This window comes from Agromyces intestinalis, from assembly GCF_008365295.1.
Taxonomy (GTDB): Bacteria; Actinomycetota; Actinomycetes; order Actinomycetales; family Microbacteriaceae; genus Agromyces; species Agromyces intestinalis.
In genome coordinates this window covers 622155-646608 of record NZ_CP043505.1, presented here as the reverse complement: position 1 = coordinate 646608, position 24454 = coordinate 622155, and the positions used below count along the sequence as shown (strand labels likewise).

The following is a 24454-nucleotide window of genomic DNA, read 5'->3' as shown; positions in this document are numbered from 1 at the left end:
TCGTTCAGTAGGGGCGGTATCGTCCCGGCGACAGCTCCCACGGCTCGCGACCCAGGAGGTCGGCGACCGCGCGGAACACGCAGCTCTCGACGACGAGCTTCTCCTCGCGATCCTCGCCTTCGAGCACCCGGATGAACCGCACGATCGGCAGCCGGAAGAACACGATGCGCCGCTCGTCGTGGTAGACCTTCCATCGATCGATGTGGTCGTCGTGGATCGCCTCTTCGGGGCCCTGCGCGACCTCGAACACGACGCCCTCGAGCTCGGGCCAGAGACCCCGCAGGTAGGTCGCGGTGCTCGCGACCGTGAGGTCGAAGTCGTCGAGCCGGGTATGCAGCAGCGGCAGATGGGGGCCCGTGACGGGCGAACGCATGCCGCGGCCGTGCCGATCGCGGGCGAGCCGCCGCGGCGACCTCGGAGTTCGGGCGACACGGCGAGGGCGGGGCATGGCCTCCATCGTAGTGCGGGCCTCGATCGCTAGTCTGGTCGGGCCATGAGACCGTGTTCGCGCTCCGCATGCACCGCTGAGGCGGTGGCGACGCTCACCTACGACTACGCCGATTCGATGGTGGTGCTGGGGCCGCTCGCGTTCCGCGCGGAGCCGCACGCGTACGACCTGTGCGCGCGGCACGCCGAGCGCACCTCGGTGCCGCGCGGGTGGCGGGTGGTGCGTCACGCTCCGATCGGCGGCGCGTCGACCGTCGAACGCTGAGTCGCGCCATCCGATCGCCCGCATCGCCCGCCCGCTCGGGTAACCGGTGGGGCACGCTGCCGAAACGCGCGTGAGGTAGGTTTGCTCACCGTGACCGACTCTGCAGTTCCCGGCGCCCGCGGGGCGCTCGACGCCATCGTGAAGGCCTACGACGTGCGCGGCATCGTGGGCGATGGCCTCGACGAGACCGTGGTCGAGGCGCTCGCCGCTGCCTTCGTCGATGAGGTGGGGGCGGCCGGCGGCCGGGTCGTCGTCGGCCACGACATGCGCGACTCGTCCCCCGGGTTCGCCGCCGCCTTCGCGCGCGGCGCCGTCGCGCGAGGCGCCGACGTGCTCGCGATCGGGCTCTGCTCGACCGACGAGAGCTACTTCGCGTCGGGGCGTTACGACGCGCCCGCGGCGATGTTCACCGCGAGCCACAACCCCGCGGCCTACAACGGCATCAAGTTCTCGCGCGCCGGCGCCCAGGGAATCTCGCTCGACACCGGGCTCGCGGCCATCCGCGACCGCGCGGGCGACTACCTCGCCGACGGTGTGACGGCCGTCGGCACGCCCGGCACCGTCACCGACCTCGATGTGCTCGCCGACTACGCGGCCTACCTGCGCTCGCTCGTCGACCTGTCGGGCATCCGGCCGCTGAAGGTCGTCGTCGACGCCGGCAACGGCATGGGCGGTCTGACCGTGCCCGCCGTGCTCGGCGAGGCCGCCGGCCTGCCCGCGCTGCCGCTTCAGATCGTTCCGCTCTACTTCGAGCTCGACGGCACGTTCCCGAACCACGAGGCGAACCCGCTCGAACCGGCCAACCTGGTCGACCTGCAGCGCGCGGTCGTCGAGCACGGCGCCGACCTCGGCCTCGCGTTCGACGGCGACGCCGACCGCTGCTTCGTCGTCGACGAGCGCGGCGAGGCTGTGACGCCGTCTGCGGTGGCCGCGATCGTCGCGCTGCGCGAGATCGCGCGCGTGCGCGCGGCCGGCGAGGCGGATGTCTCGGTCATCCACAACCTCATCACCTCGCGCATCGTGCCCGAGACGATCGAGCAGGCGGGTGCGACGCCGGTGCGCACCCGGGTTGGCCACTCGCTCATCAAGGACCGGATGGCCCAGACCGGCGCCGTCTTCGGCGGCGAGCACTCGGCGCACTACTACTTCCGCGACTTCTGGGGCGCCGACAACGGCATGCTCGCGGCGATGCACCTGCTCGCCGAATTCGGATCGCAGGATGCCCCGCTGTCGACGCTCGCGCAGCGGTTCACGCCGTACGCGCTGTCGGGTGAGATCAACTCGACCGTCGCCGACATCCCCGCCGCGTATACGCGCATCGTCGAGGCGTTCACCGGCCGCGCCGACTTCGACGAGCTCGACGGGCTCACGGTCACCGGCATCACCGCCGAGAGCGAGCCGTTCTGGTGGGCGAACATCCGCCCGTCCAATACCGAGCCGCTGCTGCGGCTGAACGTCGAAGCATCCGACCCCGCGACCATGACGCGCTACCGCGACGAGTTCCTCGCCCTCATCCGCGCCTGACCCCGCCCGCGGCCGGCCTGCCCCCGCCCTGCCTGCCCGGTCGCCCTCGCCAGCCGCGGCTCGCGGGTGCCGGGTCACGGGTACCGGGTGCCGGGTGCCGGGTGCCGGGTGCCGGGTGCCGGGTGCCGTTTTCAGGCGTAATGGGTCGGTTCGAGGCATCCACCGGCGTGTCCTCCTGAGAAACGCAGCGAATCGGGCCGCCCCTCCTGAGAAACGCACTGGGGGCTGGTCCTGCGAGAATGGACGGCATGAGTCTCACGACGACGTCCACCGTGCCGTTCAAGGTCGCCGACCTCGCGCTCGCCGAGGCGGGCCGCCACCAGCTGCGCCTCGCCGAGAACGAGATGCCCGGCCTCATGGCGCTGCGCGCCGAGTTCGGCGAGTCGAAGCCGCTCGCGGGCGCCCGCATCGCAGGCAGCCTGCACATGACGGTGCAGACCGCCGTGCTCATCGAGACGCTCGTCGCCCTCGGCGCGCAGGTGCGCTGGGCGAGCTGCAACATCTTCTCGACGCAGGACGAGGCCGCCGCCGCGGTCGTCGTCGGCCCCGACGGCACGGTCGACGCTCCTGCGGGCGTGCCCGTCTTCGCGTGGAAGGGCGAGACGCTCGACGAGTACTGGTGGTGCACCGACCGCATCTTCGACTGGAGCGCCGAGGCCGCCGAGGCGGGTGCCGACTGGATCGGCCCGAACCTGATCCTCGACGACGGCGGCGACGCCACACTGCTGGTGCACAAGGGGCGCGAGTTCGAGGCGGCCGGTTCGGTACCGGAGGCATCGGATGACACGAGTCACGAGTTCCGCGTCATCCTCGACACCCTGCGCACCTCGCTCGAGCGCACGCCCGACCGCTGGACCCGCGTCGCCGCCGAGCTGCAGGGCGTCACCGAAGAGACCACGACGGGCGTGCACCGCCTCTACGAGCTGCACGCGGCCGGCGAACTGCTGTTCCCGGCGATCAACGTCAACGACTCGGTGACCAAGTCGAAGTTCGACAACAAGTACGGCATTCGCCATTCGCTGCCCGACGGCCTGAACCGCGCGACCGACGTGCTGATGGGCGGCAAGGTCGCGTTCGTGTGCGGCTACGGCGACGTCGGCAAGGGTGCCGCCGAGGCGCTGCGGGGTCAGGGCGCGCGCGTCATCGTGAGCGAGGTCGACCCGATCTGCGCGCTGCAGGCCGCGATGGACGGCTACCAGGTGTCGCGCCTCGAGTCGGTCATCGGCGAGATCGACATCCTCGTCACCGGCACCGGCAACAAGGACGTGGTGCGCGTCGAGCACCTGCAGGGCCTGAAGCACCTCGCGATCGTCGCGAACGTCGGCCACTTCGACAACGAGATCGACATGGCCGGCCTCGAGTCGCTGCCGGGAGCCGAGCGCGTCGAGATCAAGCCCCAGGTGCACGAGTGGCGCCTGCCCACGGGGCGCAGCGTGCTCGTGCTCAGCGAGGGGCGCCTGATGAACCTCGGCAACGCGACGGGGCATCCGTCGTTCGTGATGTCGAACTCGTTCACCAACCAGGTGCTCGCGCAGATCGAGCTGTGGACCCGCCCCGCCGAGTACCCGGTGGGCGTCTACGTGCTGCCCAAGCACCTCGACGAGAAGGTCGCGCGGCTGCACCTCGACGCGCTCGGCGTCGAGCTCACCGAGCTCTCGCCCGAGCAGGCCGCATACATCGGCGTGCCGGTCGAGGGGCCCTACAAGGTCGACCACTACCGGTACTGAGCTCCTCGGTCACGGCGTCTCCGTGGGAGTCTTCGTGGGAGTCTTCGCGCGCGGGTTCCCGCAGGAGGGTTTGTAGGACAACCGACGCTGTGCAGGACGTGAAAGCAGGTTCGCGTTCGACATTCGCGGCTGCGTCCTACGAACTCTCGAACTCTCGAACTCTCGAATTCTCGAACTCTCGAACTCTCGAACTCTCGAACTCTCGCGAGGGAACCGCGCATCATGCGGATGCCTCGTGACCGGCGCTCAGCGCTCAGGGAACCCGTTCGGCCGCGCCGTGAGCACGGGCGCGAGGTCGGCCATGCGGCGGTCTTCGAGCGTGAGCGCGGTGAGGTCGCGATCGCGACGGAGTGCCGCGATCGCGGCGAGGAACAGCTCGGCGGGCGCGTCAGGCACCGAAGAGACGAAGGGAGCGGCCTCTGCGGCCAGAGTCGCGGCGATCGCGGCACGCCGGTTCGGCTCGAGGTGCGGGGCGTTGCGGAAGAACGCCGCGATGCGCCGCTCGAGCGGGTCGGGCAGCCGGCCGACGTCGGTGGTCGCCGCCCAGCCGAGCAGCTGCGTGGGAACCCCGAACGATTGCGGCACCACCTTCGGCACCCGCTCGACCTGCGCGTGGGTGCCCGCGAGCAGGTCGCCGAGCCGCTTCGACGACGGATTCAGGAATCCGACGACCACGGCGAGCCCGCCGAGCGTGAGGTAGATCTCGACCACGCCCGTCAGCGCGCGGATGAACGCGTGCCGGAACCCGATCGCCCCGCCGTCGTCGCGCACGACCCGCAGTCCCAGCGCGAGCTTGCCGATCGACCGGCCGTGCGTCGCGGTCTCGACCGCCGTCGGCACGACGACGAGGCACACGACGAGCGCGGTGATCGAGATCGCCCGCATCGCCGCCTCGTCGAGCGAGAGCGACGAGGCGAGCAGCAGTACGCCGATGAGCACGAGCACCGTCGCGATCACGTCGATGGCAGTGCCGCCGCCGCGCATGACGGCACTCGCCGGACGCACGTCGAGGGCGACGGCCTCGCCGGTGACGAGTCCGTCATCGGTGAGCCGGGACGCGGAGCGGTCGGCGGTGGCGGCCTGCGACATGGCTAGTATTCAAGCAGACATGGACCTCGACGCCCTCGCCGCCGCGCGCCACGACGATTGGCAGCGACTCGACGCGCTCGCACGCGGTCGGTTCCTCGGCGGCACCGAGGCCGACGAGCTCATCGAGCGGTACCAGTCGGGGGCCTCCGACCTCTCGCTCATCCGCACGACCGCGGGCTCGACCGCGCTGGGCGACCGGCTGTCGATCCGCTTGGCACGGGCCCGACTGCGGTTCACCGGCGCCCCTGAGAACCCGTTGCGCCGCTTCACCCGGTTCTGGCTCGTGAGCCTGCCGGCGGCGCTGTACCGGCTGCGGTGGCTGACCCTCGCGGTCGCGGTGGTCACTTTCCTCGTCGCGACGCTGTTCGCCTGGTGGGCGGCCGGCGATCCGCGCGTGCTCGCGACGCTCGGCAGCGACGACGAATTGCAGCAGCTGGCCGACGAGGGGTTCGCGGCGTACTACTCCGAGAACCCGGCGGCATCCTTCGCGGGGGCGGTCTGGACGAACAACGCGTGGATCGCTGCGCAGTGCGTCGCGTTCGGCGTGCTCGGGGTGTGGGTGCCGGTCGTCATCCTGCAGAACGCGATGAACCTCGGGCTCAACGCCGCTGTCATGGCTGCGTACGGCGAACTCGACACCTTCTTCCTCTACATCACGCCGCACGGCCTGCTCGAGCTCACCTGCGTGTTCGTCGCCGCGGCGGCCGGCCTGCGCATCTTCTGGGCCTGGGTCGCCCCAGGCGCGCGAACGCGCGGCGCCGCGCTCGCCGAGGACGCACGGGCACTGTTCAGCGTCGCGATCGGGCTGGTGTTCTTCCTCTTCGTCTCGGGGCTCATCGAGGGGTTCGTGACGCCGGCGCCCTGGCCGTGGGCCGTGAAGATCGGCATCGGCGTGCTCGCGTTCGCCGGGTTCCTGTTCGTGATGCTCGGGCTCGGGCGGCGCGCGGCACGCGCGGGCGAGACGGGAGACCTCGTCGAGTTCGAGGCCGGCGTGCGTCGACTCGTCGCGGGGTGAGAGCGGGCGCCGCGGACCGCGGGCGCGGACCCGGGCGCTGACGCGGGCGCGGCGGGCGGTGCGCGCGGACCGCGGGCTGAAGCAGGAGCTCATCGCACTGTGCGCGCGGTTCAGAGCCGTCCGGGCGACGCGCCTCAGAGCCGTCCGGCTGCCTTCAGCTCGAGGTAGCGATCGGCGAGTGCCGGCGGCAGGTCGAGCGGCGGGGCTGTCACCGTCTCGGCGCCGAGGCGCCGGATCGCCGCGCCGACGCGTGCCCCGTCGAGCAGCGAGCGTTCGGCGGCCGCGGCCCGGTACACCTCGTCGAGGTCGTCGATGCGGCGGGCGGCGACCACTTCGTCAGGGTCGGCCACGGATGCCACGACGACCGTGTGCCGCGAGGTCAGCTGCGGCAGCATCGCGAGCAGCCCTCGCGCGCTCGCGGGGGAGTCGGCACCGGTCAGGATCACGACGAGCGCCCGGCGGCTGGTGAGCCGGCGCACCTGCGCGGGGACCCGCGACCAGTCGGCCTCGATGAGCTCGGCGTCGAGATTCGCCATCACGTCGACCATGCGCGCGAGCAGCTCGGATCCGGTCGACCCGTGCACGCGCCCGCGCACGCGGCGGTCCCATGCGACGAGGTCGACGCGGTCACCCGCGTGCGACGCGAGGGCGGCCAACAGCAGGGATGCCTCGAACGCGGTGTCGAGGCGCGGCTCGTCGGCGATGCGGGCGGCCGCGGTACGCGAGGTGTCGACCACGATGACGATGCGCCGATCGCGCTCGGGGCGCCACGTGCGCACCATGAGCTTCGACCCTCCGCGCGATTCGGGGTCGCTGCGGCGCGCGGTGGCACGCCAGTCGATCGCCCGCACGTCGTCGCCCCGCACGTACTCGCGGATCGAGTCGAACTCGGTGCCCTGGCCGCGGATCAGCAGCGGGGTGCGCCCGTCGAGCTCGCGCAGGCGGGTGAGTCGCGACGGCAGGTGCGCGCGCGACCGGAACGGCGGCAGCACCCGCAGCCGACCCGGGACGACGAGCGACGCCTGCCGCGCCCAGAGCCCGAGCGGGCCCCATGAGCGGATCGTGACCCGTTCGGTGCGCCGGTCGCCGCGACGGGTCGGCTTCAGCGTCTGCGACATCCGCCGCCGTTCGCCCGGCGGGATGCGCACCCGCGCGCGATTCGGCCCGACCACGCCCGCCGACGGCTGCCAGCCGTCACGCACGATCGCGCGCAGCGGACGCGAACCGAGGTTCACGACCACGAGTTCGGAGGTCGCCTCCTCGTCGAGCCGCACCCGCTCGGGCAGGGTGCGCTCGATCCCGACGCGCCGCGGCGACCCGGCGAGCGACAGGTCGATCGCGCCGATGCCGACGGCGAGCAGCAGCCAGGCCGCGAGGGCGAGCCAGGCCGCTCCGGCGCCGTCGCCGGGCAGCGTCGAACCGGGCAGGCCCGAAGCGCCCGACGCCGAACCGCCCGCCCAGCCGGCGAGCACGACGACGACCGCGCCCGCCGCGACGAGCCACACGAATCGACCCGAGATCGCCATCTACAGCGGCACCTGCACCTGCTGCACGATGCCGCGCAGCACTTGGTCGACCGCGACTCCCTCGAGCTCGGCCTCGGGGCGCAGCTGCACGCGGTGCCGCCACACCGGCAGCAGCATCGCCTGCACGTGGTCGGGCGTGAGCGAGTCGTACCCGGTCAGCCACGCCCACGCCTTCGCGGCGGCGAGCAGGCCGGTCGAGGCGCGCGGGCTCACGCCGAGCCGCATCGACGGGCTGCGGCGGGTGGCCCGCGCGAGGTCGACGACGTACGCGAGCACGTCGTCGGAGACGCCGATGCGCGCGGCCGCCGCGCGGGCCGCGGCGAGCTGGGCGGCGTCGAGCACCGGCTCGACGCCCGCGCGGGCGAGATCGTGGGGATCGAAGCCGTCGGCGTGCCGGCGCAGCATCGCCCACTCGGCGTCGCGCTCGGGCACCTCGAGCACGAGCTTCATCAGGAACCGGTCGAGCTGCGCCTCGGGCAGCGAGTAGGTGCCCTCGTACTCGATGGGGTTCTGCGTGGCGGCGACCAGGAACGGGTCGGGCAGCGGCCGGGTGACGCCGTCGGCCGACACCTGCCGCTCCTCCATCGCCTCGAGCAGCGCGGACTGGGTCTTCGGCGGGGTGCGGTTGATCTCGTCGGCGAGCAGGATGTTCGTGAACACCGGCCCCTCGCGGAACGTGAAGTCGCCCGTTCCCGGGTCGTACGCGAGCGACCCCGTCACGTCGCCCGGCATCAGGTCGGGGGTGAATTGCAGCCGGCGGGTCTCGAGGTGCAGGGTGCGGCTGAGCGTGCGCACGAGCAACGTCTTCGCCACCCCGGGCACGCCCTCGAGCAGCACGTGCCCGTTGGCGAGCAGCGCGATGATGAGGCCGGTCACCGCGCCGTCCTGGCCGACGACGGCCTTGCCGACCTCGGTGCGCACGCGGTTGAGCGCGGCGCGCAGATCGGCGTCGGTGGGGGTCGGGTCGGTCATGGTCGCCTTCCTCGGTGATCGGTGGTGGGGTCGGATGTCGCGGGGCCGCGAACGCTCGCGGGGTCGGATGCCTCGGTTCCGGATGTCACGGGCCCGGATGTCTGGGGGCCGAGCGCGTCGCGCACCCGCTGCTCGAGGGCGGCGAGGCGGTCGGCGAGTTCGACGAGCTCTCGATCGCCGGCGGGCACCGCGCCGACGAGCAGCGACTCGACCTCGAGCGGATCCCTGCCGGTCGCGGCGGTCGTCGCGGCGATCACCTCTGGCAACGGTGCCGATCGCGGAAGGCGCAGCAGCGCGGTGAGCCGGCCCACCGATCCGATGCGCAACTGGTCGAGCGCATGCAGGCGGCTGACACCGCGCGCGTACAGACGCGCCCGCCCCTCGGCGGTCTCGCCGGCGGGCACCTCGACCGGCAGGTCCTCGATGACGAGCGGGCCGAAGCGGCGCCCGCGCCAGATCGCTGCGGCGAGCCCGACGACCAGCAGCAGCACGAGCACCGGGCTCACCCAGCCGGGTGTGAGCTCGCCGGCGGTGGCCCCGGCGGGTTCGGCATCGGCGGGTCCGGGCAGGTACCAGACCAGTCGCTCGCGTTCGCCGAGGAGTCCGAGCGCGAGCGCCGCGTTGCCGCGCTCATCGACCGTGTCGTTCGCGAACACCGCCGTCGAGGGCACGAGCGACAGTTCGGCGCCCGCGTCCGACGGGCCGATGACCAGGGCGTAGCCGAAGTCGCCGTCGGGGAAGCAGCCGGTCCAGCCGTCGCCCTCCGCGACGTCGTCGATGGTGAGCAGCCCCTGCCCGTGGCCGAGCTCGCCCGCACGCTCGGCGGGCCGCACCTCGCACGCCGGATCGTCGAGCTCGCCGACGGCCGTTCCCGCGAGGCGCACCCCGGGCGCGAGCGCCTCGAGTGCGGCGAATCTCGGGAGAGCGACGACCAGCCCGTCGGCGGCACCAGCGAGCCGGCGCAGGCTCGCACGGTCGAGGAGTCCGTGCTCATCGAAGAGCAGCACGGTCGCGCCGTCTGCGGCGTCGATCGCCGCTTCGAGGTGATTCGCGACGGTCACCTCGACACCCTGCGCGCGCAGCACCTGAACGAGTGCGCGGGCCCCTGAGGGTGCGGCGTTGTCGGCGCCGAGCGTCGGACCGGGCGCCCGCAGGCCGCCCTGCACGATGAGCACGACGAGGGCGCCGACCAGCAGGACGGCGCCGAGCACGATCCAGGTGCGAGCACGCCGCAGCGCGCCGCGCACGGTCGGGGTGTCGGCGAGGGCGGCCGACGCCGAAGCGGTCGACTCGGCCTCGGCCGTGGTGTCCGCGGGTGCGTCGAGGCTCATCGCACCGCCTCGAGTTCGACATCGGGCCGGATCGGTGCGGCCGCGAGCGATTGCTCGAGCGCCGTCACCCGCTTGTACTCGTCGCGCCCGCCGGGCCGGCCCAGGTATCGCACGCCGTCGAACTCGTCGGCGGCGACCCCGAGCTCGAGGGCGAAGGCCGGGAACCGGTGGCTCGCGGCATTCGCGATGCCGTGCGCGGTCGTGCCCGGATGCACCTGCACGAGGTCGCGATCGACGAGGCCCCGCACCACCGCCCGGAAGCGCTCTTCGATCGCGAGCGGCCACTCCTGTCGTGCGGCCGCCTGCTCGGCCGCGCGACGCAGTGCGACGAGGTCGCGGGTGTCGCGGTCGTCGAAGATCGGCGCGGGCGTCGCGCGGCGGCGGCGCAACCGCGGCAGGCCGAACACGAGCAGCCCGATCGCGACGAGCGCGAGCACGGCGAGCACGACGATCAGGACGACTACCCCGCTCGGAACGCCCATCGACCCGTCGAACAGCCCGAGGAACCAATCGCGGATCGCCGCCATCAGCCGATCGAACCAGGTCGGCTGGGCGGCCTGGTACTCGCCCTTGGCGAGCTCGTCCTGCAGCCAGCGGCGCGCCTCGGGGGCATCGGGGTCGACCGGGATTTCGAGGTGCACGCGGGATCAGGCCCAGCCGTACGGTGCGCCGGGCGAGACCGGCTCGCCCGCCCGCGGCTGATACGGATCGTCGACCGGATGCCCCGCGTCGCGCAGCTCGACGTGCCGTTCGAGCTCGAGGTCGAGCCCCTCCTTGCACATCCGCAGGTCGATGTAGATGACCGCGATGACCGCCGACTGCACCACGAGCGTGATGGCGCCGATCAGCAGCGACAGCACCATCGACACCACCGTGAGCACGATGAGCACCGCGGCACCCGAACCGGTGCCCGTGGGATCGATCAGCACCGACAGCATGCCGCCGAGGAACGAGATCGGCTGCACCACGAGGTTCGATGCCGCGCTCAGGATGACGGCGACCAGCAACTCGACGCCGAGCGTGCGCCAGAAGTAGCCGTCGGTGAGTCGCCACGAGCGCACGATCGCCGCCCGGATGCCGACCTCCTCGAGCACGATGATGCTCGGCACCAGCGACGTCTTCACGCCCAGCCAGGCACCCAGCGCGAGCAGCCCGAGACCGGCGAGGATCGCGAACACGACGCCGATCGCGATGCCGACCGGCCCGAGCACCGCCGCCACGGCGATGATCGCGACGAGCGCGAGAACCGCGAGCAGCACGGCTGTGGCCAGCAGCAGCGTCCAGCCGATCAGCGGCCAGACGCGCCTCGCCGTGCGCCGCCACAGCGCGCCGAAGCCGAGCTTCTCGCCGAGCGTGCCGGTGGCGACCTCGACGACCATCACGCCTTGAACGAACGCGCTCGCGACCACCGAGACGGCGATCGGCACCAGCATCAGCAGCAGAAACCCGCCGACGGCACCCGCGAGCAGGGTGTCGGCGTCCTCGCCGACCGCGTTGCCCGTGCGCGCGAACACCATGAACATGAACGGGACCACCGCGGCCGCGGTGGCCACGACGGTCGCCAGCTGCACCAGCAGCCCGGTGCCGAACGTCGGGGCGGGGTTGCGGCGCAGCGTGCGGAACGGGGCCCAGAGCAGGGTTCCGAAGCTCAGCGGACGCAGGGGGAGCAGGCCCGGCTTGGGCGGCGGTGTCCAGCCGGTCGGCCCGCCCGGCGGTGGATATCCCGGCTGCTGGCCGTACCCGGGCTGCGCTCCGTACCCCGGCTGCGCTCCGTACCCCGGCTGCGCGGAACCGGGCTGCGCGTACCCCGGCAGCGGGGCGGGCGTCGGCGCGGGCGGGATCGGGGGCTGCCAGGCGCCGTCGCCACCGGGTGCCTGCCATTCCTGATCGGACACGTCGTCGCGCTCCCTCCGGGTCGTTCCCCAATGGTGGCACAGGCGAACGCCGCCGTGAGGCGCCATCCACCGTCCCGACCGGGGGATCCGCGCTCAGCCCTCTCGCGGCAGCGAGCGACTACGCTATGACGCACCGACGCCCCACCGGAGAACTGAGCGCATGACCTCACGCGTACTCGTCGTCGACGACGACATGGCCCTCGCCGAGATGATCGGCATCGTCCTGCGCGCCGACGGCTTCGAGCCGGTGTTCTGCGCCGACGGCGGAGGGGCGCTCGCCGCGTTCCGCGACGCCAAGCCCGACCTCGTGCTGCTCGACCTGATGCTGCCCGGCATCGACGGCATCGAGGTGTGCACCCGCATCCGCGCCGAGAGCGGCACGCCGATCATCATGCTGACGGCCAAGAGCGACACCGCAGACGTGGTGCGCGGCCTCGAGTCGGGCGCCGACGACTACATCGTGAAGCCCTTCAACCCGAAGGAGCTGGTGGCCCGCATCCGCACCCGGCTGCGCCCCGCGCCCGAGCCCGTGGTCGAGACGATCGCGGTCGGCGACCTCATCATCGACGCGGCCGGCCACGAGGTGCGCCGGGGCGACCAGCGCATCTCGCTCACGCCGCTCGAGTTCGACCTGCTGCTCACGCTCGCCTCGAAGCCGCAGCAGGTGTTCACCCGCGAGATGCTGCTCGAGCAGGTGTGGGGGTACCACTACAAGGCCGACACCCGGCTCGTGAACGTGCACGTCCAGCGGCTGCGGGCGAAAGTCGAGCACGACCCCGACAACCCGCGCATCGTCATGACCGTCCGCGGTGTGGGGTACCGCGCCGGCGCCACCACGTAGGCGCGCGATGACCGGGTCGGCACCCGCGGTGCGCGCCGTCGGCGGCTGGCGGGGTGCGCCGAGGCGCATCGCCGGCCTGTGGCGGCGTTCGCTGCAGTTCCGCACGGTGCTGCTCACGATCGGCCTGTCCAGCCTCGCGATCCTCGTCATCGGGCTCTACATCACGTTCACCGTGGCATCCAACCTGTTCCAGAACCAGCTCGACCGCGTGCTGACCTCGTCGAACGCCGCGACGTATGCCGCGCAGACCATCCTGGGCTCCACCGACGCGAGCGACCGCGTCTCGTTGCAGGGCGTGATGGAGCAGGCGATGCGCAGCGTCCAGGCTGCATCCGGAAGCTCCGCGATCGGCCTGTTCCGCGACACCGACGAGGATCCGTCCATCGTGGCGCCGCAGGACCGACTCTCGCCGCAGCTCGCGGGCGTCATCACGCCCGAGCTGCGCGAGATGGTGCAGCAGAACCCCGACACGCAGTTCTGGCAGTCGGTCGCCCTGCCGCGCGTGCCCGCGGCGCTCGAGACCGGCACCGACCCCGGCGTGGTGGTCGGCAGCGACCTGCAGGTGCCCGGCGCGGGCCGATACCTGCTGTACATCGGCTACAACTTCGCCGACGCGGAGGCGACGCTCGCGTTCATGCAGGCGACCGGCCTCATCGGCGCGATCGCGCTCATCCTGCTGCTGAGCGCGATCATCCTGCTCGTGGTGCGGTGGGTGATCGAGCCCGTGCGCACGGTCGCGGCGACGAGCCGCCGGCTCGCGGCCGGCGACCTCGGCGTGCGCATGCCCGCGAAGGGCGAAGACGAGCTGGCGACCCTGTCGGCCAGCTTCAACGGCATGGCCGACAGCCTGCAGGCGCGCATCCGCGAACTCGCCGAGCTGTCGGTCATGCAGCAGCGCTTCGTCTCGGATGTCTCGCACGAGCTGCGCACTCCGCTCACGACGATCCGGCTCGCGGGCGACGTGCTGCACGGGCAACGCGAGGAATTCGATTCCACCACCGCGCGCACCGTGGAGCTGCTGCACACCCAGACCGAACGGTTCGAGGCGCTGCTCGGCGACCTGCTCGAGATCAGCCGGTACGACGCCGGTTCGGTGGAGCTGGCGACCGAGCCGACCAACCTGGTGCACCTCGCGGGCGACGCTGTGGAGTCGCTGCACGAGCTCGCCCGCGAACACGGCAGCGAACTGCGCCTCGTCGCTCCCGGCGGTCATCTCGACGCCGAGGTCGACCCTCGTCGCATTCGTCGTATCGTGCGCAATCTGGTGGGCAATGCGATCGAGCACGGCGAGGGGCGCCCCATCGTCGTCGCGGTCGACTCGAACGAGTCGGCGGTGGGCCTCAGCGTCCGCGACTACGGCATGGGCATGACCGAGGAGGAGCGGATGCGGGTGTTCGACCGGTTCTGGCGAGCCGACCCCAGCCGCTCGCGCACCATCGGGGGCACCGGGCTCGGGCTCGCGATCTCGCTCGAGGACGCGGCAGCGCACGGCGGCACGCTCGACGTGTGGTCCAAGCCGGGCCGGGGCACCGTGTTCCGGCTCGTCGTGCCGCGCACGCGCGGTCGGGCGGCGATCGAGCCGCCGCTGCCGTTGGAGCCGGACGATCCCGATGCGACCGGGCCGAACCCGGCCCCGCCCGACGTCGTGCGCCCGGGTGACACGGGTGCATTCGGCGTGGAAGCCGCGCCGACGTCGTGGCGGCCCGCCGACCACCGCGCCGCCGACCACCGCGCCGCGGAACCGGGTCACGAGGAGGTCCGTGATGCGTAGTCGCTTCGCGGCGGCATCCGTCGCCCTCGCACTGGTCGCGGCGCTCGCCGGCTGCGCGACCATCCCGTCGAGCGGCGGCGTGCACGCCGGCCGCAGCCAGACCGCGGCCGACGCGCTCGACCTCGACCTGGTCGCGTCCATGCCGCGGGCCGGGGCCGATCAATTGCAGATCCTGCAGGGCTTCATCGACGCGGCGACCGACCCGCGCAACAACTACTACGTCGCGCGCCAGTTCCTCGCGCCCGGGTTCGCCGACGCATGGGATGCGTACGCGGGTGCCACCGTCGACGACGCCACCGACCGCGACTACCAGCCGACCGGCGACGAGCAGATGGTCGTGCAGGCGACTCCGGCCGCGGCACTGCTGCCGAACGGCCAGTGGGAACCGGCGGCGTCCAGTGCGGCGATCCCGCTGAGCTACACGTTCACGCAGGTCGAGGGGGAGTGGCGCATCAGCGAGGCGCCGCCCGGGCTGCTCATCGACGCCTTCGACTTCGCCCGCGTGTACAGCACGCACACGCTCTACTTCTTCGACCCCGGATTCCGATACGCGGTGCCCGACGTGCGCTGGTTCGCGGGTCGTGAGGCGGTGCAGACCAGCATCGTGCGGGCCCTGCTCGAGGGGCCGGCCGACTGGCTCGAACCCGGCGTGGTGTCGGCGTTCCCCGAGGGCTCGCGCCTCGAGGCCGACACGGTGCCGATCGTCGCCGGGGTGGCCGACGTCGATGTCGACGCCGTCGCCGAGGACACGCGGACGGTCCAGCGCATGGAGGTGCAGCTCGAGCTGAGCCTCGAGTCGGTGCGCAGCGTGCAGCGCGGCGTGCGCCTGTCGCTGAACGGTGCGGTGCAGGACGTGCCCGAGTCGACGTCGACCCCCACCGTGAACCCGCGCGTGGACTCGCAGCCCGTCGCTTTCGACGGCGAACGGTTCGGGCATCTCGACGACGGCGTCGTGGTGCCCATCGAGGGCCTGAGCGACCAGGTCGCCGCGCTCGCGCCGACGGCCGCTTCGCTCGGATCCGGCGAGGACACGGCGGTCGTGCTCGCCGACGGGGTGTGGCGCGTAGACGCCGACTCCGAGACGGCGCAGCTCGACCCGCGCGACGGCCTCATCGCACCCGCGCTCGATTCGCTGGGCGTCGTCTGGTCGGCTCCCGCCGACGCGCCGGATCAGGTCGTGGTCTACGGCCCCGCCGGCGACGACACCGCCGAAGGGCGCCAGGTGCCCGCGCCGTGGACCGGCGGGCGGCTCGTCGCCCTTCAGGTCTCGCGCGACGGCACCCGCGTCATCGCCCTGCTCGCCGACGGCGCGCGCACCCGATTCGTCGCGGCCGCCGTCGAGCGCGACGACAACGGCATCCCGACCGCGGTCGGTCCCGCTGTGCTGCAGTTGGCCGAGGTGCCCGGCACGCCGCTCGACGCCGCGTGGCTCGACGACCGCACGGTGGCCGCGCTCAGCGCGACCGACGCGGGCACGAGACTCACCACGCAGGTGCTCGGGGCGCCCTCGTCGGGCGATGCCGGCCCGGTCGACGGTCGCACGCTCGTCGGCGGCAACGCCGAGCGCGAGGTGCGGGTGCTCACCGCGACCGGCGACCTCTGGGGCCGCAGCGGAGTCGGCTGGCAGGTGCAGGCCACCGGGCTGCTGTTCCTCGCGACGCAGCAGCCCCGCTGAGCGCTCCGACTGTTGAGCGCTCCTCCCCAGTGAGGCGGGCCGGCTGCGCTTTCACCGCTGCGGGTGGTCGGCCTCGGGCCCGGCCGTGCTCGGTCGAGCATGGTCGGATGCCGCGCATCCTGCCGAACTCGCTGCTTTCGATCGCCCCTCCGACTCCGCCCGAGCCACCGCCCCCGGCGTCTCGTCTCGTCGGGCCGCTCGTACGCGAGGCACTGCGCGACGCGCTCGCGGTCGTGCTGCCGGTCGCGTGCGCGGGCTGCGGCGTCCCCGATCGCTCGGTCTGCGACGGATGCCTCGCGGCTCTGCATCCCGAACCCCGACCGATGGTCCGGGACGGCGTGACCGGTTGGGCCGGGCTCGAGTACGGCGGCATGGTCGCAGCGGTGCTCACGGCGTTCAAGGACGGCGGGCGCACCGACGCGGCGCGGCCGCTCGCGACCGCGCTCTCGGCGGCGATCACCGCGGCGCTGGCCGAGGTCGAGGTCGACCGCGTCGAGCTGTGCGCCGTCCCGTCGACCGGCGCGGCGCGCCGCGCCAGGGGGTTCGTGCCGATCGGCCTGCTCGCGCACACGGCCGGCCTGCGGCCCGCCCGAGTGCTGAGGTTCGTGCGCGAGCATGCCGACCAGGCCGGGCTCGACGTCGATGCTCGGCGACGCAACGCCGCCGGTTCGCTCGCCGCGACGTCGCGGCTCGCGGGGCGGCGGTTCCTGCTGGTGGACGACGTGTGCACGACCGGGTCGACGCTCGCCGAGGCATCCCGGGCCCTGGTCGCCGCCGGAGGCGACGTCGTCGGCGCGGCTGTGCTCGCCGAGACGCGCCGTCGATCGGCGCCGCCGCGCGCACTCGATCCGGACGCGTCGTGACATTCTCGTGACATCCACAGTCCGCGGGCGTACCGTGTCAGGACAGGCGTGGTCGAACCACCCCTTCAGAACCGGGTGACACGCCGGGAGATGGAGGCCGAAATGGAACTGAACATCGTCGGACGAAACCTGGGGGTCACCGATCGATTCCGTGCCTACGTCACCGAGAAGGCCGAGAAGGTCGCTCATCTGGCAGAACGCGCGATCTCGCTCGACGTGAAGCTGACGCGTCAGAACGAGAAGAACGGCAATTCCGGGTCCGACCGCGTCGAACTCACCCTCGTCGGCCGCGGACCGGTCGTCCGCGCCGAGGCCGACGGCACCGACAAGTACGCGGCGTTCGACGTCGCCCTGGGGCGGCTGCTCGAGCGCGTCCGGCGCGCGAAGGACCGCCGCAAGGTGCACCGCGGCCAGCGTCGGCCCACCTCGCTGCGCGAGGCCGCAGACGACGGCTTCAGCGGCGTGGGCATGCAGGCCGCCGGCGTCGAGGTGCTCGAGCGCGTGCGCACCGGCGCGATCCCGGTCGTCGACGAGGCTCCCGCCGAGGCCGACGACGTGTACTGCCCCGTGGTGATCCGACGCAAGGTGTTCGCCTCCACACCCATGACGGTCGACGACGCGCTCTACTTCATGGAGCTGGTCGGCCACGATTTCTACCTGTTCGTGGATGCCGAGACCGGCCGCCCCAGCGTCGTCTACCGACGCAAGGGGTGGGACTACGGCCTGATCGGGCTCGACGAGCACGCCGAGGCATCCGGAGACGCCGAGACGGTCGAGCCGCAGCGCGTCACCGCGTGAGGCCCGGCTCCGGTCGGGCGGGCCTCGACCCCCGACCGGAGCCGGCTCCCGAAGCGCTCGCTCAGCCTGCACGCCACTAGCATGGGTACGATGTGCCTCTGCACAGGCGCCTTCCGGCGTGCCCGGCCCACCCGAGGGCCCGGCGCCCGACGATGACAGGAGAGCATTCGTGGCTTCGATTCTGGAAAAGGTCCTTCGCGTCGGCGAGGGCCGAACCCTGAAGCGGCTCGAGAACTACGCGAAGGCGATCAACGCCCTCGAAGACGACTTCATCTCGCTCACCGACGACGAGCTGAAGCACGAGACCGTCGAACTGCGCGAGCGCTACGCCAACGGCGAGTCGCTCGACGACCTGCTGCCCGAGGCGTTCGCCGCCGTGCGCGAGGCATCGCGCCGCACGCTCGGCCTGCGGCACTTCGACGTGCAGCTGATGGGCGGCGCGGCGCTGCACCTCGGCAACATCGCCGAGATGAAGACCGGTGAGGGCAAGACCCTCGTGGCGACCACCGCCGCGTATCTCAATGCGCTGACGAGCCGCGGCGTGCACGTCATCACCGTCAACGACTTCCTCGCGTCGTACCAGTCCGAGCTCATGGGCCGCGTGTTCCGCGCGCTCGGCATGACGACCGGATGCATCGTGGCCGGCCAGACCCCGGCCCAGCGCCGCGAGCAGTACGCCGCCGATATCACCTACGGCACGAACAACGAGTTCGGCTTCGACTACCTGCGTGACAACATGGCGTGGCAGGCGAGCGACATGGTGCAGCGCGGCCACTACTTCGCGATCGTCGACGAGGTCGACTCGATCCTCATCGACGAGGCGCGCACACCGCTCATCATCTCGGGTCCGGCGTCGGGTGAGGCGAACCGCTGGTTCACCGAGTTCGCACGGCTCGCCGAGCGGCTCACGCCCGGTGAAGACTACGAGGTCGACGAGAAGAAGCGCACCGTGGGTGTGCTCGAGCCCGGCATCGAGAAGGTCGAAGACTACCTCGGCATCGACAACCTCTACGAGTCGGCCAACACGCCGCTCATCTCGTTCCTCAACAACTCGATCAAGGCCAAAGCCCTCTTCAAGCGCGACAAGGACTACGTCGTGATGAACGGCGAAGTGCTCATCGTCGACGAGCACACCGGCCGCATCCTCGTCGGCCGCCGCTACAACGAGGGCATCCACCAGGCGATCGAGGCGAAAGAGGGGGTGCAGGTCAAGGCCGAGAACCAGACCCTCGCGACCGTCACGCTGCAGAACTACTTCCGCCTCTACGAGAAGCTCTCGGGCATGACCGGTACCGCCGAGACCGAGGCGGCCGAGTTCATGTCGACGTACAAGCTCGGCGTGGTGCCCATCCCCACCAACAAGCCGATGGTGCGCATCGACCAGCCCGACCTCGTCTACAAGAACGAGGAGTCGAAGTTCGCCCAGGTCGTCGAAGACATCGTCGAGCGTCACAAGAACGGCCAGCCCGTGCTGGTCGGCACCACCAGCGTCGAGAAGAGCGAGTACCTCTCGCGGCTGCTGGCGAAGAAGGGCGTGCGCCACGAGGTGCTGAACGCGAAGAACCACGCCCGCGAGGCGGCGATCGTCGCGCAGGCCGGCCGGCTCGGCGCGGTCACGGTGGCCACGAACATGGCCGGCCGCGGCACCGACATCATGCTCGGCGGCAACGCCGAGTTCATCGCCGTGCAGAAGATGCACGAGAAGGGCCTCTCGCCCGCCGAGACGCCCGACGAGTACGAGGCCGAGTGGGAGGCGGTGTTCGACGCGGTCAAGGCCGAGGTCGACGTCGAGGCTCAGAAGGTGCTCGCCGCCGGCGGGCTGTACGTGCTCGGCACCGAGCGGCACGAATCGCGGCGCATCGACAACCAGCTCCGTGGTCGTTCGGGCCGTCAGGGCGACCCCGGCGAGAGCCGCTTCTACCTGTCGCTCACCGACGACCTGATGCGCCTGTTCAACGCCGGCGCCGCCGAGAGCCTGATGGCCCGCGGTGTGCCCGACGACGTGGCGATCGAGTCGAAGGTCGTCACGCGGGCGATCCGCTCGGCGCAGTCGCAGGTCGAGGCGCGCAACGCAGAGATCCGCAAGAACGTGCTGAAGTACGACGACGTCCTCAACCGTCAGCGCGAGGCGATCTACTCCGACCGTCGGCACATTCTCGAGGGCGACGACCTGCACGAGCGCACCCAGCGATTCCTCGAGGACGTCATCGACGAGGTGCTCGACCAGCACACCGCCGAGGGCAACCCCGACGAGTGGGACTTCGACGCGCTCTGGACCGAGCTGAAGACGCTCTACCCGATCGACATCACCATCGACGAGGTCGTCGCCGAGGCCGGCGAGAAGGGCCGGGTCAACCGCGACTTCATCCGGCGCGAGATCCTCTCGGACGCGCGGCACGCGTACCAGCGCCGCGAGGAGCAGCTCGGTTCGCCCGCGATGCGCGAGCTCGAGCGGCGCGTCGTGCTGTCGGTGATCGACCGCCGCTGGCGCGACCACCTCTACGAGATGGACTACCTGAAGGATGGCATCGGCCTGCGCGCCATGGCCCAGCGCGACCCGCTGGTGGAGTACCAGCGCGAGGGCTTCGCCATGTTCCAGCAGATGATGGGCGCGATCCGCGAAGAGACCGTCGGGTTCCTCTTCAACCTCGAGGTCGAGGTCGCCCAGCAGGGTGCCGCACCGACCATCCAGGCGAAGGGCCTCAGCCGTCAGCAGGCGCCCGACGAGAAGCTCAGCTACTCGGCGCCGAGCGACTCGGGCGGTGTCGAGGTGCGCAACCAGCGCGGCCAGGTGCAGCAGGCGGCGACCCAGCGCGCTCGCCGGGCCGTCGCGGCCCAGCAGGCGCCCCAGCAGCCGCCGCAGCCGCCGACGCGCGGCGCGTTCGGCCAGCCCACCTCGGGCGATGCCGCCGGAGGCCAGGAGCCGCAGAACCGCGCACAACGTCGCGCACAGGAGCGCCGCGGCAACTGAGCGGTATTGATCGCGACCGCGACCGTAACGACACGGATGCCCCGCCCGGGAGAGATCGGGCGGGGCATCCGTGGTCTTTTCGGGGGCGGGGGCGGTGTGCCCGGGTCGTGGTGCGCGTGCGCGTGCGCGGTGCGCCGTGCGCGGTGCCGGTGCGCCTGACAGGGCGCTGCGTCTACCGCGTCGGTCAGAGCACGCCGATGGCGCTCGCGCGCCAGCGAGCGTCGAAGCCCTCGAGCCGGATCGCGACCGCCCGCACGCGGTGGCGCTGGTGCACGAGCACCAAGGCCTCGACGACGCCGTCGACCGGTTCGCACAGGTGCACGTTGCCGACTCCGAACACCGGGCGTTGCGGGCTGAGTCCCTTCGCCCGCCGTGCCCGCGCCGAGAGCACGACCCGTTTCGACAGGTTGCGGTAGACGTCGTCGGTGACCCACCTGGCGATCTGCTCGAGGTCGCGTGCGCCCGCGAAGATCTCGATCACGCAGTGCGCCAGCGAGCGGAGCATGGGGGCCGGATCGGGCAGATCGGCACGGGAGGACGGCTGGCGGCCGAACAGCTCGTCATCGTCGATCGCGGGGCCGTACACGCGGGACCGGGACGCGGGCGCGACGGCGTCGGCGCGGAGTGCGGACATGGTTGCTCCTGTAGGGCGGGGCAGCGGGGGCGTCGACCATGTCCCCCGTCCGGGGGAGAGGGCCGTGATGGGAACGGTATGTCCGGTCCGTTTCCTGTGTCAAGCACTGTGTCGGATTGTGGAGAACTCGGTCGCGCGTGGCTCGGCCGCGGGTAGCGTCGCCTCATGCGCTGGGACCTGCTGTTCGACGACCTCGAGTCGCAGCTCGACCAGGAGCAGCGCGACGAAGAGCGCGCCCTCGCGATCGAGGAGGAGCGGCTCCGGCTCGCCCGCCTGTCGTTGCGCGAGCGGCTCGTGGCGATGGCGGCCGAGTCCGGTGCTCCACTGCGGCTCGAACTGGCCGACGGCGAGTGCCGAAGCATCCGACCCACCGGCTTCGGGCGCGACTGGCTGAGCGGCGACCTCGTCGACACCGCCCACGGGCCGCGCCGATGCGTGCTGCCGCTCGCCGCGGTGGCCGCGGTGCTGCCGTCGCGCGAACAGGTGCGCGCCGGGCTCGCTCCGGTCGCGCCGCGGGCGAATGCCCTGCAGGAGCGCATCGGCCTGTCGTTCGTGCTGCGAGACCTGTGCCGCCGCCGCAGCGCCGTCGCACTGACGACCGCCGAGGGCCGGTTCCACGGCACGATCGACCGCGTCGCGCGTGACCATCTCGACCTCGCCGTGCACGAACCTGCGGTACCGCGGCGGGAACGCGAGGTGCGGGGCTACCGCATCGTGCCGTTCGAACGGATCAGGCTCGTCGGCTTCGAGTGACCGCGGCGATCACCGATCGTCGTCGAGAGGCCTCAGGCGACCCTCGCGGCCGGCGGTCGAGAGCTCGAAGACGTTCGAGAACTCGCCCTGATGCCATGTCGAGTACCGGCGGGTGTCTTCGTACCGATCGTCGACCCAGAGCTGGAGCTGGGCGATCTCGATACGCCACGGGCCGGACTCGCCGACCCGGATCGCGGGCAGCTCGCCAGATCGGATCAGCTCGTCGACGGTGGTGACGTCGACGGCGAGGAGCTCGGCGGCGTCGGCCACCGAGATGAACCGGCCGACCTCACTCGTGCGACGTCTGGTCATCCCTCGATTATCGGGCCGCCCGGCATTCGGCGGGTCGCGTGTGGATAAGTTCACGGCGTCCTCGCAAGTTCGGGTGACGATGGATCCCGATGTCGTCCCCTGGCGGGTCGGTGACATCGCCCATGAGAAGGAGGAACCGCATGCCAGGCCGCCCCGACCCAGATCGCGGAGCCGTTCGGCTCGATCCTCGCCTGCTCATCGGCATGGTCGTCGTCGCGGCGTCCGTGCTGGGTGTCTGGGGGCTCGTGTCCGGTCTCGACGCATCGACCGAGGTCTACGCCGTGCGCGAGACGGTGACGCCCGGCACGAAGCTCTCCGCCGACGACCTCGAGGTGCGCTCGGTCCGGCTCGGTGCGCCGACCGACGCCCGTCGCTACCTCGCCGTCGACGCGCTTCCCGACGACGGGGTCGTGGTGCTGCGAACGATCGGGGCGGGCGAGCTCGTGCCGTCCGCGGCGGTGGGCGAGCGGGCCGACTCCGAGACCGCCAGCGTGGTCGTCGTCACCCGCGGGCGATTGCCCGAGGGCGTCGCGGCCGGCACGCGGGTCGACGTGTGGACCTCGGCCGCGCTCGAACGCGGCGAGTTCGACACGCCGAGCGTGCTCGTCGCGGGCGCCGAGGTCGCCGGGTTCGTCGAGTCCGACGGCATGCTCGCCGAGCACGGCGTACAGGTCGAGCTGCTCGTTCCGCGCGACCGCATCGCCGCGATGCTGCGGGCGCTCGCCGCGAACGATGCGATCGACCTCGTAGCCGCCCGTGCGGGTGAGGCAGACTGATGGCGCGGCTGATCGTCGCGCTCGATCCCGCCACCGAAGACCGCCTGCTCGCCGACGTCGTCGAACACGGGCACGACCTCGTGGCCAGGGCCGCGGACTGGCGCGAGGTCGTGACCGCTCTCGATGGCGCGGCGATCGACGTGGTGCTCGTCGGCGCCGCTGCCGAGACACTGAGCGCCGAACTGCTCGCGGCGTGCGACGAGCGCGCGGTGCGCCTGGTCGCCGTGGCGCGCGACGACCGCGAACGGGCGATGGCCGCGCAACTCGGCCTGCACGAGGTCGTCGATGCATCGGCGCCCTGGGCCGAGATCGAGCGGCTGGTGAGCGGCGGCGTTCGCGTGGCGTCCAGGGTCGCGGGTCCCCTCCCGCCCGCGCCGGGCGGATCGCGCGTCGTAGCCGTGTGGGGTCCGGCGGGCGCGCCCGGGCGCACCACGATCGCGGTGAACCTCGCGGCCGAACTCGCGGCGACCGGCCTGCGCGTCGCCATCGTCGATGCCGATCCGTACGGGGGCGCCATCGCGCCGCTGCTCGGGCTGCTCGACGAGGCGCCCGGCTTCGCCTCGGCGTGCCGGCTCACGGCATCGGGGTCGCTCGATCGCGCCGAACTCGTGCGCATCGCGCAGCGATCGAACGCCTCACGCGCCGCCTTCGATGTCTTCACCGGGCTCGTCGGGCCCAACCGCTGGCCTGAACTCGCCGAAGACCGCGTCACCGCCGCACTCGAGGCGATCCGCACGATCGCCGACGTGGTCGTGGTCGACACCGGCTTCAGTCTCGAGGCCGACGAGTCGGTGACCGGCGACCCGTTCGCGCCGCGGCGCAACGGTGCCACGTTCGCGGCGCTCGCCGCCGCCGACCGCGTGCTCGCCGTCGGTCTCGCCGATCCGATCGGCTTGTCGCGTCTGCTGCGCGGGCACGCCGAATTGCTCGAGCACGTCGAGGCCGAGCGCATCGACGTGGTCGTGAATCGGGTGCGCGCGAGCGTGCTCGGCGTGGACGCGTCGGTGCAGGTGCGTCAGACTCTGCGGCGCTTCGGCGCGATCGATCGGCCCGTGCTGCTGCCGAACGACGCGCGAGCGTGCGATGCGGCCGTGCTCGCCGGTGCGCCGCTCAGCGTCGCCGCACCGCGCTCCCCGCTCCGCTTCGCGCTGCGGGGGTACGCCGATGCGGTGTTCGCGTCGTCCGCCGTGCGCACCGGTCGTCGTCGTCGTGCCCTGCCGGGGCTGGGGCGGCCGGCACCGGTCGGCCGGTCGGCCTGAGCCCGCCGGG

Annotated in this window: 22 protein-coding genes; 13 read left to right on the top strand and 9 right to left on the bottom strand. The window is 72.1% G+C overall.

Annotated elements, in window-relative coordinates:
• Positions 1-4: 4 nt before the first annotated feature.
• Positions 5-448, bottom strand: coding sequence for a hypothetical protein (locus FLP10_RS03095; RefSeq protein ID WP_149159534.1), 444 nt, complete (start codon positions 446-448; stop codon positions 5-7).
• Between the two features lie 45 nt (positions 449-493).
• On the opposite strand from FLP10_RS03095, the gene FLP10_RS03090 reads away from it, so the two are divergent.
• The 3 genes from FLP10_RS03090 to ahcY all read left to right on the top strand — a co-directional run bounded on the left by FLP10_RS03090 (position 494) and on the right by ahcY (position 3963).
• A complete protein-coding gene (locus tag FLP10_RS03090) occupies positions 494-712 on the top strand; it encodes a DUF3499 family protein (protein ID WP_149159533.1) in 219 nt (72 codons plus the stop codon).
• An 81-nt stretch (positions 713-793) separates the two neighbouring features.
• The gene (locus FLP10_RS03085) at positions 794-2236 is read left to right on the top strand and encodes a phosphomannomutase/phosphoglucomutase (protein WP_425457628.1); all 1443 of its coding nucleotides are present in this window, start codon (positions 794-796) and stop codon (positions 2234-2236) included.
• 248 nt (positions 2237-2484) lie between these two features.
• Complete coding sequence (gene ahcY / locus FLP10_RS03075) at positions 2485-3963, top strand: adenosylhomocysteinase (RefSeq protein WP_149159530.1); 1479 nt, start codon at positions 2485-2487, stop codon at positions 3961-3963.
• Between the two features lie 246 nt (positions 3964-4209).
• Here the strand turns inward: ahcY and FLP10_RS03070 are convergent, their stop codons facing one another.
• The gene (locus FLP10_RS03070; RefSeq protein WP_149159529.1) at positions 4210-5052 is read right to left on the bottom strand and encodes an RDD family protein; all 843 of its coding nucleotides are present in this window, start codon (positions 5050-5052) and stop codon (positions 4210-4212) included.
• 19 nt (positions 5053-5071) lie between these two features.
• On the opposite strand from FLP10_RS03070, the gene FLP10_RS03065 reads away from it, so the two are divergent.
• Positions 5072-6067 (top strand): stage II sporulation protein M, encoded by a 996-nt coding sequence (locus FLP10_RS03065; protein WP_149159528.1) that lies wholly within the window; start codon positions 5072-5074, stop codon positions 6065-6067.
• A 134-nt stretch (positions 6068-6201) separates the two neighbouring features.
• On the opposite strand, the gene FLP10_RS03060 is transcribed toward FLP10_RS03065, so the two are convergent.
• Genes FLP10_RS03060 through FLP10_RS03040 form a run of 5 tightly spaced genes read right to left on the bottom strand, consistent with a single transcriptional unit; the run spans position 6202 to position 11791 of the window.
• Positions 6202-7593, bottom strand: coding sequence for a DUF58 domain-containing protein (locus FLP10_RS03060; RefSeq protein ID WP_149159527.1), 1392 nt, complete (start codon positions 7591-7593; stop codon positions 6202-6204).
• Positions 7594-8565, bottom strand: a complete 972-nt coding sequence (locus tag FLP10_RS03055) for an AAA family ATPase (RefSeq protein WP_149159526.1) — start codon at positions 8563-8565, stop codon at positions 7594-7596.
• Complete coding sequence (locus FLP10_RS03050; RefSeq protein ID WP_149162057.1) at positions 8562-9896, bottom strand: DUF4350 domain-containing protein; 1335 nt, start codon at positions 9894-9896, stop codon at positions 8562-8564. The genes FLP10_RS03055 and FLP10_RS03050 overlap by 4 nt, the downstream gene beginning before the upstream one ends.
• Entirely contained in the window at positions 9893-10537 is a 645-nt protein-coding gene (locus FLP10_RS03045; RefSeq protein WP_149159525.1) for a DUF4129 domain-containing protein, read from the bottom strand. Before FLP10_RS03045 ends, FLP10_RS03050 begins: the two co-directional genes overlap by 4 nt.
• A gap of 6 nt (positions 10538-10543) precedes the next feature.
• Positions 10544-11791 (bottom strand): hypothetical protein, encoded by a 1248-nt coding sequence (locus tag FLP10_RS03040; RefSeq protein ID WP_149159524.1) that lies wholly within the window; start codon positions 11789-11791, stop codon positions 10544-10546.
• A gap of 160 nt (positions 11792-11951) precedes the next feature.
• On the opposite strand from FLP10_RS03040, the gene mtrA reads away from it, so the two are divergent.
• From mtrA to secA, 6 genes are all read left to right on the top strand, one after another.
• Positions 11952-12632, top strand: coding sequence for an MtrAB system response regulator MtrA (mtrA, locus tag FLP10_RS03035; protein ID WP_149159523.1), 681 nt, complete (start codon positions 11952-11954; stop codon positions 12630-12632).
• A 7-nt stretch (positions 12633-12639) separates the two neighbouring features.
• Positions 12640-14403: an MtrAB system histidine kinase MtrB gene (gene mtrB / locus FLP10_RS03030; protein WP_149159522.1), complete on the top strand. Its 1764-nt coding sequence runs from the start codon at positions 12640-12642 to the stop codon at positions 14401-14403.
• A complete protein-coding gene (locus FLP10_RS03025; RefSeq protein WP_168209082.1) occupies positions 14396-16078 on the top strand; it encodes an LpqB family beta-propeller domain-containing protein in 1683 nt (560 codons plus the stop codon). The genes mtrB and FLP10_RS03025 overlap by 8 nt, the downstream gene beginning before the upstream one ends.
• 107 nt (positions 16079-16185) lie before the next feature.
• Positions 16186-16941, top strand: coding sequence for a ComF family protein (locus tag FLP10_RS03020; RefSeq protein WP_149159520.1), 756 nt, complete (start codon positions 16186-16188; stop codon positions 16939-16941).
• A 102-nt stretch (positions 16942-17043) separates the two neighbouring features.
• Positions 17044-17739, top strand: a complete 696-nt coding sequence (gene hpf / locus FLP10_RS03015) for a ribosome hibernation-promoting factor, HPF/YfiA family (protein ID WP_149159519.1) — start codon at positions 17044-17046, stop codon at positions 17737-17739.
• 169 nt (positions 17740-17908) lie between these two features.
• Positions 17909-20710 (top strand): preprotein translocase subunit SecA, encoded by a 2802-nt coding sequence (secA, locus tag FLP10_RS03010; RefSeq protein WP_149159518.1) that lies wholly within the window; start codon positions 17909-17911, stop codon positions 20708-20710.
• 184 nt (positions 20711-20894) lie between these two features.
• Here secA and FLP10_RS03005 read toward each other — a convergent pair whose 3' ends face one another.
• Positions 20895-21344 (bottom strand): Rv3235 family protein, encoded by a 450-nt coding sequence (locus FLP10_RS03005; RefSeq protein ID WP_246150153.1) that lies wholly within the window; start codon positions 21342-21344, stop codon positions 20895-20897.
• A gap of 165 nt (positions 21345-21509) precedes the next feature.
• Between FLP10_RS03005 and FLP10_RS03000 the strand changes: the two genes are divergently transcribed.
• Positions 21510-22097 carry a hypothetical protein gene (locus FLP10_RS03000; protein WP_149159517.1) on the top strand — a complete coding sequence of 196 codons (588 nt, stop codon included), beginning with the start codon at positions 21510-21512 and terminating at the stop codon, positions 22095-22097.
• A 9-nt stretch (positions 22098-22106) separates the two neighbouring features.
• On the opposite strand, the gene FLP10_RS02995 is transcribed toward FLP10_RS03000, so the two are convergent.
• Complete coding sequence (locus FLP10_RS02995; RefSeq protein WP_149159516.1) at positions 22107-22409, bottom strand: helix-turn-helix domain-containing protein; 303 nt, start codon at positions 22407-22409, stop codon at positions 22107-22109.
• 140 nt (positions 22410-22549) lie between these two features.
• Between FLP10_RS02995 and FLP10_RS02990 the strand changes: the two genes are divergently transcribed.
• Complete coding sequence (locus tag FLP10_RS02990) at positions 22550-23185, top strand: hypothetical protein (RefSeq protein ID WP_149159515.1); 636 nt, start codon at positions 22550-22552, stop codon at positions 23183-23185.
• Positions 23185-24444, top strand: coding sequence for a CpaE/TadZ family protein (locus tag FLP10_RS02985; RefSeq protein WP_149159514.1), 1260 nt, complete (start codon positions 23185-23187; stop codon positions 24442-24444). Before FLP10_RS02990 ends, FLP10_RS02985 begins: the two co-directional genes overlap by 1 nt.
• Positions 24445-24454: the final 10 nt, after the last annotated feature.